The organism is Ruminococcus champanellensis 18P13 = JCM 17042 (assembly GCF_000210095.1).
Classification (GTDB): domain Bacteria; phylum Bacillota; class Clostridia; order Oscillospirales; family Ruminococcaceae; genus Ruminococcus_F; species Ruminococcus_F champanellensis.
The window spans coordinates 151,373-163,966 of record NC_021039.1; the positions used below are offsets into that span (position 1 = coordinate 151,373).

Annotated in this window: 16 protein-coding genes and 1 pseudogene; 8 read left to right on the forward strand and 9 right to left on the reverse strand. The window is 44.7% G+C overall.

Going from position 1 to position 12,594, the window contains the following annotated elements; all coding sequences use genetic code 11:
- Positions 1-1,272 (forward strand): recombinase family protein (locus RUM_RS00680; RefSeq protein WP_041326451.1); only part of this gene is annotated, 1,272 nt, incomplete at its 5' end.
- Between the two features lie 47 nt (positions 1,273-1,319).
- Here the strand turns inward: RUM_RS00680 and RUM_RS00685 are convergent.
- From RUM_RS00685 to RUM_RS00715, 7 genes are all read right to left on the reverse strand, one after another.
- Positions 1,320-2,234 (reverse strand): DUF6551 family protein, encoded by a 915-nt coding sequence (locus RUM_RS00685; RefSeq protein WP_015557313.1) that lies wholly within the window; start codon positions 2,232-2,234, stop codon positions 1,320-1,322.
- A 1-nt stretch (position 2,235) separates the two neighbouring features.
- The gene (locus RUM_RS00690) at positions 2,236-3,177 is read right to left on the reverse strand and encodes a ParB N-terminal domain-containing protein (RefSeq protein WP_015557314.1); all 942 of its coding nucleotides are present in this window, start codon (positions 3,175-3,177) and stop codon (positions 2,236-2,238) included.
- Positions 3,177-3,557 carry a hypothetical protein gene (locus RUM_RS00695; protein WP_015557315.1) on the reverse strand — a complete coding sequence of 127 codons (381 nt, stop codon included), beginning with the start codon at positions 3,555-3,557 and terminating at the stop codon, positions 3,177-3,179. Before RUM_RS00695 ends, RUM_RS00690 begins: the two co-directional genes overlap by 1 nt.
- Positions 3,517-4,302 (reverse strand): hypothetical protein, encoded by a 786-nt coding sequence (locus RUM_RS00700; RefSeq protein WP_015557316.1) that lies wholly within the window; start codon positions 4,300-4,302, stop codon positions 3,517-3,519. Before RUM_RS00700 ends, RUM_RS00695 begins: the two co-directional genes overlap by 41 nt.
- 10 nt (positions 4,303-4,312) lie before the next feature.
- Complete coding sequence (locus RUM_RS00705; protein ID WP_015518541.1) at positions 4,313-6,181, reverse strand: recombinase family protein; 1,869 nt, start codon at positions 6,179-6,181, stop codon at positions 4,313-4,315.
- Positions 6,174-6,776 (reverse strand): recombinase family protein, encoded by a 603-nt coding sequence (locus tag RUM_RS00710; RefSeq protein WP_015557317.1) that lies wholly within the window; start codon positions 6,774-6,776, stop codon positions 6,174-6,176. The genes RUM_RS00705 and RUM_RS00710 overlap by 8 nt, the downstream gene beginning before the upstream one ends.
- Positions 6,777-7,066: 290 nt before the next feature.
- Positions 7,067-7,432, reverse strand: a complete 366-nt coding sequence (locus RUM_RS00715) for a helix-turn-helix domain-containing protein (RefSeq protein WP_015557318.1) — start codon at positions 7,430-7,432, stop codon at positions 7,067-7,069.
- A gap of 131 nt (positions 7,433-7,563) precedes the next feature.
- On the opposite strand from RUM_RS00715, the gene RUM_RS00720 reads away from it, so the two are divergent.
- The 5 genes and pseudogenes from RUM_RS00720 (at position 7,564) to RUM_RS00735 (ending at position 10,211) form a co-directional block, all read left to right on the forward strand.
- Positions 7,564-7,926 (forward strand): helix-turn-helix domain-containing protein, encoded by a 363-nt coding sequence (locus RUM_RS00720; protein WP_015557319.1) that lies wholly within the window; start codon positions 7,564-7,566, stop codon positions 7,924-7,926.
- A gap of 220 nt (positions 7,927-8,146) precedes the next feature.
- The coding region (locus RUM_RS13015; protein ID WP_242821738.1) for a metallophosphoesterase at positions 8,147-8,567 on the forward strand (421 nt) is incomplete at its 3' end.
- 3 nt (positions 8,568-8,570) lie between these two features.
- Positions 8,571-8,887: pseudogene (locus RUM_RS13020) on the forward strand (hypothetical protein); the annotation flags it as partial.
- Positions 8,880-9,845: a metallophosphoesterase gene (locus tag RUM_RS00730; RefSeq protein WP_015557320.1), complete on the forward strand. Its 966-nt coding sequence runs from the start codon at positions 8,880-8,882 to the stop codon at positions 9,843-9,845. The pseudogene RUM_RS13020 and the gene RUM_RS00730, both read left to right, overlap by 8 nt.
- 102 nt (positions 9,846-9,947) lie before the next feature.
- Positions 9,948-10,211, forward strand: coding sequence for a hypothetical protein (locus tag RUM_RS00735; RefSeq protein ID WP_041326191.1), 264 nt, complete (start codon positions 9,948-9,950; stop codon positions 10,209-10,211).
- On the opposite strand, the gene RUM_RS00740 is transcribed toward RUM_RS00735, so the two are convergent.
- Together RUM_RS00740 and RUM_RS00745 are read right to left on the reverse strand one after the other, a co-directional pair.
- A complete protein-coding gene (locus tag RUM_RS00740) occupies positions 10,155-10,805 on the reverse strand; it encodes a helix-turn-helix domain-containing protein (protein WP_041326192.1) in 651 nt (216 codons plus the stop codon). The genes RUM_RS00735 and RUM_RS00740 overlap by 57 nt on opposite strands.
- Positions 10,768-11,466 (reverse strand): DUF3990 domain-containing protein, encoded by a 699-nt coding sequence (locus RUM_RS00745; RefSeq protein WP_015557322.1) that lies wholly within the window; start codon positions 11,464-11,466, stop codon positions 10,768-10,770. The genes RUM_RS00740 and RUM_RS00745 overlap by 38 nt, the downstream gene beginning before the upstream one ends.
- Before the next feature lie 180 nt (positions 11,467-11,646).
- On the opposite strand from RUM_RS00745, the gene RUM_RS00750 reads away from it, so the two are divergent.
- Both RUM_RS00750 and RUM_RS12795 read left to right on the forward strand, forming a co-directional pair.
- The gene (locus tag RUM_RS00750; protein ID WP_015557323.1) at positions 11,647-12,087 is read left to right on the forward strand and encodes a hypothetical protein; all 441 of its coding nucleotides are present in this window, start codon (positions 11,647-11,649) and stop codon (positions 12,085-12,087) included.
- A 92-nt stretch (positions 12,088-12,179) separates the two neighbouring features.
- On the forward strand, positions 12,180-12,594 hold a 415-nt coding region (locus RUM_RS12795; protein WP_041326193.1), incomplete at its 3' end, for a hypothetical protein.

Consider the following 12,594-nt stretch of genomic DNA (forward strand, 5'->3'; position numbering starts at 1 on the left):
ATTGTCTATCAAATCGGGTATGGGGGCATCTACTTCGAGGAACAGAACATCGATACACTGAAAAGCGATAGCGAATTGTACCTTGTCATATACGCAGGATTCGCACAATCCGAATCCGAAAGCATCAGCAAGAATATAACTTGGACACACCGAAAAAACTTTGAAGAAGGTAAAGTAATCTTTGCATACAGTCGGATGCTCGGCTATAAGAAGGGCGAGGACGGAAACCCCGAAATCGTTCCCGCGGAAGCAGCCATAGTGGAGAGAGTATTTGATATGTACCTCTCCGGTAAGTCTACTTATGAAATATCAGATATACTGCAGGGTGAAAACATTAAAATTCCCGGCAAGAAGATAACATTCAACAAATCGACAATTGCACGAATGCTGAAAAACGAAAAGTACTGCGGAGATGCCATCCTTCAAAAGACGGTGACACTTGACCCGATCTCGAAAAGAAGAAAACCAAATGAAGGTGAGGCACCTATGTGGCTCGTAGAAAACAGCCACCCTGCAATCGTCACCCGCGAGAAATTCAATAAGGTACAAGAAGAAACCGCCAGGCGGAAAACATTATTACCACAGTCAAGGAAGACGGCTCTGACTGCTTCGGGAAAGTATTCCAAATACGCACTCACAGAGGTAATGATGTGCGGAGAGTGCGGGAGCAGGTACAAAAGAGTAACATGGAACATCAGAGGCAAGCGCAGAATCGTGTGGCGATGCATGAGCCGTCTTGACTACGGCAAGAAATACTGTACAGAATCCATCACCGTTGATGAGCAGGCACTGCAAAGAGCCATTGTTAGAGCCTTGAATCGATTTAACATCGAAGACGAATCCACATACCTAATGCTGATGAAATCCACCATCGGGGAAGCCATAGGAATCAACGGCGGCTCAGATGAAATCGACCTGCTCGAAAGAAGAATCGATGCCCTTAATAAGCGGATGCTTGACCTTGTAACGCTGAGTGTTCAGGAAGATAATGATGCTGAGGACTATGAAGATGATTTCAAGAATATCTCCGCACAAATCGAGCAACTGTCTAAGCGTATTACAGCAATTAGAGAAAACGAAGGTGAGGACGGAGAACTTCAAGCTCGGATTAAGGAAATCCAGGACACCATTGACAAACGAAAAGAAAATAAAGATACCTATGATGACTCAATCGTCCGGCAGATGGTAGAATGTATAAAAGTCTACCATGACGGCAGACTGCAAATTATCCTCGGCGGCGGATATGAACTTGAAGAATACCTCGAAAAATAGAAACAGCAAGCAGCGAATAAGCCGTAGTTGCTTATTCGCTGACTCTATTAATTATTGCTTTCGTTATTATCGCTTTCTTTATCTTCGCCAAGCTGTCCGATAGCAAAATCCTCAAAGGTTTCGGAATCGTCAAAATCTTCATTCTCGTCCGGTTCAATCCAGAGAGAAACATCCCGAGCATAGAGTTTGTTCATGAATAGTTTGCCCGCATTGCTCTTCCTTTTTCCGTTATATTCTAAAAGCATCGCTTCGGCAAAGCCCATTGAACCCTTCCGGCGATCCCTGGCGGTACGAGTCAATTGCTTAATGGAAACCGCACCGAGTTTCTCGCTGAACACCTCATCCTTTAACTGATCTTTATACACCACGCAAAGCTTGGTAACCGCATTCATAATGTTAGCGGAGAAGGAATTGGAGTCCCCCTCCCATGTGCCGATGATCAGGCGAAGGACACGGTTGAGAACCTGATACCCGTATTTGGAGTAAATAGCCTCCAAAGTGGATACAGCGCAGATGTGTCCCGGCGCTCTCTTGGCAGATATCTTCAAACCGTAAGACTCCACCAAATCTCGAATCATAAGCTGTTCTTGGTTCTTAGCCTCCAAGTTTGCTACGAAAATTTCAAAAGGCGCAAGGTTCTTTGCGAATTTCATCTGATTGGCAAAGATATCGGCTTCATGTTCATAGCACAGATCATCATAGATCATGCACCATACCGGGGTTTCACGAGAGCCGGAAGCAAGTGCAACAATTTCAATGGTATGCTGCCCGTTAAAAACATAATTGATTCCGTCTCTTCGGCTGACCTTTACGGGATTGATTTGAAACAGATCGAAGTTTTCTGCCGTTTTCTCAATACGCGCCTGCGACAGATTCCGTTGGTAATCCTGATTCGAAACCAGGTTTTTGATTGGAATTTTCTCAAAATGAACATTCGGCACAAACGACGAATAATCATCCATGTTATGTATCCTCCACTTCCGACAGCATATCCGCTATCGTATTTCGCAGCTCACGCAAAGCCTGTGCCAGGTCACCTTTAGCCCGGGGAGAAACGATGGTGAGGTCTGCCGTATTCTTTGCCCGTTCAATAGAACTTTTCCACGAGGGAATTGTCAGAGTCAGACTGCTGATTTCCGCATCCGGGTCATATTCGGGCATATCCTTCACGGAAGGTCCCGTGGGAATATCTCCCTCGGAATGAACTGATTTATTACCTTGTACGACCGGTCGCGTGGCTTTGTAATGCATAAACTCAGCAGGATTTCGATCAATCTTCCGATTGATTCGCCGAAGGTCTTGTGGATTCAGTTCCGCCATTTCCAACACATGCTTATGAGCAATCTTGTACTGCCCCGAAAGAATCTTGGGAACTAATTTCGGCTCTTTCTTTCCGATTTCCTCTAACGCTCTCGTGAATATGGCATACTTTTGCACAGTGGCAGCCGATACATTATTATCTTCGGCAATTCTCTGTGCCGTCCAATGGCGGCAAGCCTTGTCCGCATCCTCTTCGTCCATCGTGGATATATCCAGGGTGTGCTGATTTCTCCCTATCTTATTGCGAATTCGGGTAACCACTTTTTCATTCTCGTACTGCATACCAATAAGGAACTTGCGAGTCTCTTCGGTAATATTTCTCCTGCCGAGTTGATTGGCACATATCCATGCGACAGCAGCCTCTCGGCACTCAAATTCCATATCCTTTGTATCAAAGGGAATGCTGTGGCGCATACAAATTTCATAACGGTTATGACCGTCTACAATGGTGTTATGCCATACAACGATAGGGTCACGACAGCCGTCGTTTATAATATTCTGCTCGAGTTGCAAAAACTCTCTGTGCCGCAGTGGACGGATTAAATGTCTGAATTCTTCGTCTATTTTCAGCCGTTTCAACTCCATTATCGCTCCTCCAATCCATCAATTTTTTGGAGAGAGCTGAGTGGAAAAACGCCTGCATTTTCTTCTGCTATAATCTCTCCGGTCAGCCTGTATGCGTAAGCGCTATCTAATCCTTCCACCAAGGAGCAAAGTTTATTGACAAACGAGGTGCTGTAAATTTCGTAGGAGTTATCCGGATGCAATGCAGCCAAATTTACGCGATGAGAATAATTTGTTCTCTTGTCCGTTCCCTGGATAGCAAGCATCATAGCTGAAGGGCTGACAAGGAACTGAACATACTTGGGTGTCCCGAGTAAAGCCAGTGTGCTACGATGAATGCGAATACGGTATTTTTTCAAGTCAACCGCTATAGTTACTTGTTGTCGAGTCTGTTCGCTCATGATTTATTTCTCCTTCCGGCAGTGCAACTGTGTCGGCAGTCACAGTTGCGGTCGGACTTTGCCGAACTGCCTTATTTTCCTTGATTGAGTAGATGGCATAGCCATCGAATATGTTCACAAGCATGGATTGCTTGTGCTCGTTTAAGGTCATTCCGAATTGGTTCTGCCAACCAATCGGATATACCGGCGTCCTTGATGCCGTTGATTTAGCACCTTCCGCATCATATGTACGCTGATATACCTCGGTGGATGTTAAATCAAATGCTATCAGGTATTCGCCATTAGCGCGGATGATATTCCCGAGCATCTTATAGCGATGGTCGGGATTCCAATCCATCATGTCAAACATTTTCAGGAAGAACAGCGTACATGTTGTTTGCCTCGGCTTCCGTTTGCCTTGACCGATTGAACACCACTGGAACGAACCTCGCTCATTCTCACCACAGGGACGGAGAGCCAAAATCTTAGTATGAGGATTGATCAGCGCCTGGACATAGTCTGTGTGTGGAAACTTGGTCAGGCAAGCTGAATTCACATAGAATTTGCGGTTATTAAATGTAACCGCAGGCTCACGAATATGAGCAAAGAACTCTCTGCGGACAACCTGGAATTCCTCCAGGTTGAAGTCCGTGCTCATTTCAATCAATTCTTCCTCGTCTTTTAATACCGGAATTTTATGCAGTTCTGAGTCCGCTTGGGGAGCAAAGGTCTCTGTCATAGTCCTTTGCTCAGTAATATCATTCATAAACTACCTCCTAAATATCTACGCCCTGCAATTCTTGCGTGATAAAACTTTTGAGTTCTTCAAACCCCGTTACATGAAGTTTGTTGCCTGTCTCGAAAAGTTGGCCCTCCAAACGGAGCATCCAATCTTCCTCGCTCTGCCGCTGAAGTTCCGTTACGGACTTCTCCTGCGCATAGAACTGCTTACCAAAGGAGCTTGTCCATGATTCGGGAATTGCACGAATGCGCTTTCCGGAGGGCATCAACGGCTGCACATTTGTACAGTCCTCTTCGCCGTTCTCTTTAGAAAGCACATTAGGCTTGAAATATGCCTCTGAGTCAACGGTATCAAAGATATAGGCAACTACGCCATCCTGCTCATAGAGAGTACCTAAAATACGGTACTTGTATTCAATGTTCCAACCAAGAAGGTTGAACATCGTCTCACTGAAAGCGGCGGTTGGGATTAACCGTGGGTATAGAATACCTTTCTCCGGCTTTGACGCCATGACACTATTACGGTTTTCTTTGGTGGTCGGTCGAATCGCAAGTTTTCGGCTAATAGGATTTATCAGAATCTCAATATAATTCTGAGTGCCGAATTTCCGGACACACGCGGTACTGAACTTGATAAACTTATGATAAATAATGGCGTGAGGCTGACGCGGGGCATCAAAGAACTCGCCGCGGGCTATTTCGAAACCGCGCAGATCAAAGTCACCTGCTTCCACCTCAAACTGAATCTCTTCCTCCGGATGCGGTTCTTCCTCGGGAGAGGAATACACGCTTTTGGAAGCCAGGTAGTAGTCCCCCTCTTTGAATCCCGCCCAACGAGGGTTAATGGTAACGAAACCTTTGAGGACACCATCTTCTACGACGCGGATTTCGGGCAAGATAGACTTGTTACCGTACTTAGCGTTATCGAGCATTCTCTGAACCGCAATATAATCGTCGCGGGAAACGATGCCGGGGTGATGATTGCGATATCGGCTCTGCGGTCTTTGCCCCCTGTTTTTCTTTGCCTTATGGGTACGGAAGTTTGGCGTAAAGGTTTTGCGAGTGAGGACATCACCGCAATGTCGTTCATTGCGTAGTATTTGAACAATACCGTTGGAAGTCCAATTGATATTCCCCAAATAGGACTTGCGTCCGAGAGCATTGAAAGCATCGGCAATCTGTTGTGATGAATAGCCGTATAGATACATATAGAACGCAAGTTTAACCGTAGGTGCTTCATCTGGATTCGGAATCAGTGTTCCGTCAGCATCATGCATATACCCGAGCAGTTTGGGAGTCAGAGGGATACCGTTGTCCAATCGCATTCGTAGAGAAGTTTCCATCGACCTGCTTCGTGTGTGTGACTCTTCCTCGGCCATTGTGGCTTGGAAGGACAATGCAAGCTGTGAGTCATCATTCAGTGAGAAAATTCCCTCACTTTCAAAGAAGACTCCGACAGGCGGATTGCGTTCGGCAAGGTCTCGTACAATGCCGATAAAGTCATAGATATTGCGGGCGAAACGGGAAACGCTCTTTGTAATAATCATGTCGATTTTTCCGCGCTTTGCGTCAGAAATCATCTGAAGAAACTGCTCTCGCTTATTCAGAGAAGTGCCGGAGATGCCCTCGTCAGCGTAGATTTTAACGAGCGTCCAGTGAGGGTGCTTGATAACGAAGTCCTCATAATACTTCTTTTGCAACTCAAAAGATGTAGTCTGACGGACATCGTCCGTAGAAACACGAACATAAATGGCGACCCTTTGCGGTACATCATTATCGTAATAATCGGCTTGCCTGGTCTCGGGAAAGTAATCATAGTTTTCGGGATCGACCTCAACATAGATGCGCTTTTTGGTCTTTGCCTTGGCTTGCTCTTTTTCTAAGCGTTTCGTTTTGTCAATCATGCAGCAGCCTCCTCTCGGAATCATCGTCCGGCAGGCTCACCCATCCATCGGGGAAGAAGTCTGTGTCCCGCATATCTTCTTGATAATAAGAAGCAAGGGTGAAAATATCTTCGGAGATAAAGTAGATTCCGACCGGATGCGGCAGTGTTGCAAGATAGCGGGACATGATTGTAATCTCCTGCGGTTTCTTCGTTACATTGGAAACCTTCTGCGTAATGATTAAATCTACCTTGCCGTCAAGACAATCTTGAAGCAACCTGCACCACTCGGGTGCATTTTCCATATTGGGAGCAGTTGAGCCTTCATCTATATAGAAGTCAACCAATTCCCACTTCGGACACAATGCCAATGTGTCTACAAACCCCTTCTTGTGAAAATCGAGATAATTCTCATACTTGGTCTGATTAAAGTATCGGATGTAAATGCCCACCTTGTACGGCTTTGACACAAGAGGTCGCTCTCGGCGAATCGTGTGCAGCCATATCAGATGCTCAGCAATCATCTCAGCCCGTTCTGTGTCTCCGTCGAATATCTCCGAAAAGTGCGGTGCAGTTTCTATCTGAGCCAATTTAGCGTGAATATCTATCTCGTCCATTTTGGTTATCCTCCCACTTGCAGTATTCAAAATAAGGCTAAGATTATTGTAAATCATGCAAGGCTTAATATCGACTAACCACAGGTCAAGTGCTTAACCACCGGTTTATCACAGACGAAAAAAATGCAAAAAAATAAGGTTGACAGCATGAAAACTGCCAACCAAAAGATCAAAAAAGGAAGGTCAATTTCGACCTTCCTCGGAAAACATATTGAGAAGTTGATTTATGAGAAAACCTTTCAATGAAAACGGCAAAAACAAAAACAAGTCAGACATTGCTGCCCGACCTGTCAAAATAGATATTCGTCTTTTTTCATTCGCATGGTGGTTTTCAGTTCCTTCACGATCTTGATAATGGAATCAATCTCGGCGGGAGAACAATCTGCCAACAAATCGTTGAACTCACCTTGGTATATTCCATTGACCTCGGGAGTGTTGGTGCGGAGCAGCACATCGGCAGAAACCTGCAACGCCTCAGTTATATATACGAAAGTGGAAAGCCGCAATTTGGTCTTTCCGTTTTCAACCTCACTCATATGCGGAACGGAGATGAATGCTTTTTCCGCCAATTCTGCCTGGCTCATGTTTCGTTGAAGGCGAACATCACGAATTCTTGCACCGATTGCCTTATATCTTGCATCGTCAAGTTCTCTCATGACGCACCTCCCTCATCCGTTTATAGTATATAGATTATTATATAATCTATGCCCGATGTTTGGAATAAGCCGCAGTTGAACACATCGGCTATACCTTATAATAGAAACATCAAATTTTTGGAGGTTTCTATATGCAAATCAACTACATTCTTCTCGGGCAGAGAATCCGTGCGTTCCGCACTAAGAAAGGCATTACCCAAATGGAGCTTGCAGAGCGAATTGATCGTTCTGCCGCTTATATGAGTTATGTGGAGACGGCATACAAGTTTTGCAGTCTTGACACCCTGGTGAGGGTGGCAAACGAACTGAATGTCTCCACCGATGACCTGCTTATTGACAGCCTTACCAATACAATCAAGGCATCCAATCATGAATTTACCGCAATTCTTTCAGATTGCAGTGACTATGAAATGCGGGTGCTACTTGATATTGTTAAGGCAACCAAGCAAGCGATGCGTGAATACAAGTATTTAACCCGAGCCAACCGCAGATAAAATTATAGGTTGCTTTCGGCTTCGGTGGAACACTCCGAAAGTCAAAGAATAAACCTACAGTTTGCGAAACAACAACTGCATAAACAAACGGTTAAAAGAGCAAACCCTCGAACTGTTCGCTTGCGAATATGATTTCGAGGGTTTGCGAATACATTTTCTCAAATCGCAGGACAAGAATCAAATTGGCTGATATACTTATCATCGGAAAGGTGGCACAACTATGATTTATTACACCGGTGACATTCACGGGCAGAAATATGATATAGAACGATTCTGTAAGCGTTTTAATCCCACAAGGGAAGATATCATCGTAATTCTCGGCGATGTCGGTGCTAACTACGGGCAAGACGAAAGAGATGCAGCGTTAAAGTATGTACTTGACAAATTGAATCCCACTATTCTCTGTATCCACGGCAATCATGAAATAAGACCATGGCATATTCCAACATATAAAGCGAAGGAATGGCACGGCGGCATCGTATGGTATGAGGAAGCCTATCCATCTGTATTGTTTGCCAAAGACGGCGAGATATATGACTTAGAGGGGCTTCGACACATCGTTATCGGCGGCGCCTACAGTGTGGACAAGTTCTATCGTCTTTCCCGAGGATACGGTTGGTGGTCAGATGAACAACCAAGTGNNNTCAAGCAATATGTAGAGCAGCAGCTTAAAGAAAATGCCGTCGATGTAGTATTGTCACACACCTGTCCTTTCAAATATGAGCCTGTTGAGGAATTCCTCCCGGGTATCGACCAAAGTACAGTGGATGACAGTACGGAGAAGTGGCTCGATGTCATAGAAGAAACGACGGACTATATGGCATGGTTCTGCGGACATTGGCACACAAACAAACGAATTGATAAAATGCATTTTCTTTTCCACCAGTTCGAGTCAAGTGATGAATTACAGAAGATGAAGGTCAACAAAGCGGATTTAGAAAGAGAGATGGAAGATGGGTAAAATATTCTTTACCGGTGATCTGCACTTTGGTCACGCCAATGTGATTGCTTTTGATAATCGCCCGTTCAAGACTGTTGAAGAAATGGACGCGGAACTTATCCGCAGATGGAACAGCAAGGTTGGCAAGGGTGACCTCACTTATGTCCTCGGGGACATGATATGGAAAGCGCGAAACGATGACGCACCGGAACTAATCAAAAGCCTAAACGGTCAGATTATTCTCATTAAAGGAAATCATGACCGCTTCCTGCACAATGCAAAAGCCAAGGCAGCGCTTGCGGGAATCAAAGATTACGACGACATTTGCGTGACTTTGGAAGACGGCACGAAGAAAAGAGTTATCCTCTCCCATTATTTCACTCCGATGTACAACGGACATCGATACCAGGCAATCCATCTCCATGCTCATTCCCATTTTACAGATGAAGCGGATTTTGAGGTTAATTTTGCGGAGCGTCTTAATAACATAGGATGCCGGAATGAAATCTACAATGTAGGTTGTATGTATTGGAATTACGAGCCTGTAACCTTGGACGAGATTATTGAGCATGGAAGGACAATACGCCCCACCTATGGCGAAAGGTCTGCTGAATATATGACACAATTCCCGTGGGAAAAGAAGCAAACAGTTCATCCCGAAAACGAGATTAGATGGAATGTGTTCTACCACAACTGCAACAGCCGTAGCATAGAAACCTTCAATGTCTTCGAACACGGTTCATTCCGTGAATATGTGAAGCGGGCCGCCAAGAAATATCAAAGCAAAGAAGACTTCGCCAAGCAACTCCGCAGCGAGGTGATGTATTACTTTTGGTCGAAGTGCGAATGGGAAGTCCTTGTTACGCCATGGATATCTCCCCGTGAATCCGAGAAAAAGAAAGTAGATGTCTGTTGGCAGATTATGAATAATTGGGATGTGTTTGTCGATTACACATGGGCCAACAGAAAGAAGCTGTGACGATGGGAAGATACTACAGACTAATTTTGGACGATTACTCTGCGGCTTCCTTCACGAGTTTCAGCAAAGACTATTTCTTCGGAGATGGATAAGGAGAATACGATGAACAAAGAACTTGTGACCATGACTATTGAAATCGACAGAGATATATATAATCAGGCGACCGAACTGTTCAAGAACATCGGGACAACGATTGAAGATATGACCGCGGGATTTCTCAAATTCTGCGTGATTCCCGAAAACCTGCCTTTGCTCAAGGCATATTTGGGCATAGAAAATGCACCTGCCGAAGCAGGTGCACAAATGGATTTACATCATAGGATTTTCAAGCAGGTCTTCGATATCGCAACCAAGAACACGGGATAACTTGTAGAGTGTTTGTGCCTGTGCCTTATCAATGTTGTTGACTCGCTGCTCATACATCTGAATGTTTCGGACTTTGATGCCCGATTGTTCCGCAAGTTCTGACTGAGATAAGCCTCTGCTTTCCCGAATGCGTTTCAGATTGGAATCGCCTTCGGCAGCCTTGTAGAACTCTTCCATTGTATCGATGAAGTTCGTGATATCCATCTCATGATAGACCGAATACATTCCGATAATCTTAGTCAAAGGAATCCGTTCGAAGATATCTTTGAACCTGCGACCGCAGTACCATTGATATTCTGCAAGCGCCCAACCCGCCCAATACTCGGGAGAGCATTCCTCAGAGTTTGTAGGCTTCGGAAGTTCTTTTCTGCCGTATGCTTTCAGGATAACCGCACGGGCAAGTTCAACACCGGACATACCTGCAACATAGGCAGGATTGCCGCGCTCAAACTGCTCGGCATAGCCTGTGTTGATAAAAAGCACGGTAATCCAATCCGGCTTGATCTTGCAGTCATTAATAGCGTAATCGAAGAATGAGGAAAGACGATCCTTTGCATTACTCAAATAGGATTCGTTGTATGCGTGAGTCATCATTGCTCATCTCCTCTCTAAGGATATCAAGTACAAAGATATCATCACGATATGATTTTGTCTTCTTGATTTCTTTACGATAAGTATCTCTCGCCTTGGTGTCTCTATCCAGGAACTTGGGATAATAGACATTCTTATCGACCGAATATGCATCGACAAACTTCAGACGCTCAAATCCTCTTTGCGAGATAACAACGGTTTGTTCTCCGAGTTTGCCCAGACGAAGCGCCTTGTTTAGACTTCTGAGGGGAAGTGTGTTGGACACAAAGGACTCAGCATACTGAAAGTAAGAATCGTCCGCGCGGTATCCGACAACAATGTCGTAGCCGGAAAGGTCAACCGAGTAATGCTCAATGATATAATCCCGTGCGTCAACGGCAACCTCAGAATCGAGTTTGAAGGTGCGGAACTGAAGAAGCAAAGCAATCCAGTTGAGGACTGTATGATTGCCGCTCAGCAGGTTCAGCACTTTTAATCCGTCTTCGTCAAAGTCGTAGACATTTACAAAGCCATCCGTGTTCTTTTTGCAGGCCCATTCCTTGGCCATCTCATCGACACAGGTGCAGTAAAAGCCTCTTCCGTAGTCGTTGTGTGGATTGCCGATATTGATATCCGGAACCTCGATGATGTGATCCGTTCCGTGAAGTAATTGAATTGTGCTCATAAAACCAAGCCTCCTTATATCATTGTGATGACACAACCATATTATATCATTGCAATGATAGTTTTGTCAACAGTGTTTGAAAATATTCCGAAATAAAGTTCGAAACGGAGGATACGAAATGCATGCTTTTAGAAATATGAAACCACCGGACACGATGGAACGAATAAGTGAGATGAAACGATGACCTATGAAGACGATGAACCATACGACCCGTACTTACATATCGACACATACAAGGATTTTTACAGCCGTTCCATGTTCCTTGTGAACTACGGCAAATCCGTAAAAGGTCGAGTCAAGAAGGACAAGCCGACACGGTACTGCGGGTATGCTTCCAAGGTCAGCATCGCAGCATTTGAAATCGACGAGTATGATACCATAGGTTATTGGCTCACGCCCGAGGAATACAAAAAACTGTCCGATAAGGAGAAACAGGAGTATTCCTACTACGAGTGGGACGAATACGAGGACTGGTACAGGGTTTATAACTTAATCGTGAGCAGAGTGGATACTATGCTCGGTTATTTCTGTCGATGGGCAGAATATGCTATCAAGGATGCAAATCCGGACGAAACATGCCCAACTGCTGACTATGTCCGGCTGCTCGTATATCGGTGTTGAGCAAAAACTCAGTCATCTGACAGATTGGACGAAGAAAGTCCGGCTCTCACAATGAAGAAGAACAGAAATAGAATTTGAGAAAGGAGAAACATATGGAAAGACAGAAAACAGCAAACTATGAGATGCTGAATGACTTTATCGAAAAGCATATGCAAGTAAATCAGAGATACAATGTCAGGGATATCTACAAAACCTACAAAGAAATGCATCCAGAAGATGCAATCGGGCAAAAGGACTTTGCTATGTTTCTCCGTTATAATGTCGAGAAAGAGAACGGTTTGCTCAAGAGAACGGCGCATGGCATTTATGAAAAGCGAACCAATCCTCGGGAATATAGTGTTAAGTTCCCGAGAAAAAAGCCGAGCAATAATATAAACCAAATCCTCGATGACCCGTACATGGAAGGAATCGTTATCAATCCACAGGATACAGGACTTGATAAACTTTATGATGATGCCATGACCCTTATAGCAAGGATGCGCTATGCGGTGAAAAACATTTATGAGT